Source organism: Massilia sp. CCM 8734 (assembly GCF_011682155.1).
GTDB classification, from domain to species: domain Bacteria; phylum Pseudomonadota; class Gammaproteobacteria; order Burkholderiales; family Burkholderiaceae_D; genus Telluria_A; species Telluria_A rubra.
Genome location: NZ_WHJI01000335.1, coordinates 1 through 283, shown reverse-complemented (window position 1 = coordinate 283; position 283 = coordinate 1). Strand labels below are relative to the sequence as shown.

Sequence of the window (283 nt, the reverse complement as noted above, 5' to 3'; positions counted from 1 at the left end):
GTGAAGGGTTCGCGCTCGATGGCCGCTGCGGGCTTGCTCAACTCAGCCACCTTGCGGGCCTGCACGGCCTCCTGGGTGTACTGCCGGCGCATGGGCTGGTGTTCGGCCTGGCTGTGCTCAATGCCGCGCTCAAACTTGTGCGGGGCCATTGCTTGGGCGTACTCGGTTTGCAGCTCGCGCAAGCTCTGGCGGGTAAACGTGTCTTTCGCGCTCAGCCGTCCATCGGGAGTAATGGGCACGATGACCGCGTGGACGTGCGGGGTCTTTTCGTCCTGGTGCAGGG

1 protein-coding gene is annotated in these 283 nt (G+C 65.0%); it reads right to left on the bottom strand.

From position 1 onward, the window contains the following. Nucleotides 1-283, bottom strand: a 283-nt coding sequence (locus tag F2P46_RS36790) for a plasmid recombination protein (RefSeq protein WP_208296975.1), incomplete at both ends; no start/stop codon positions are given.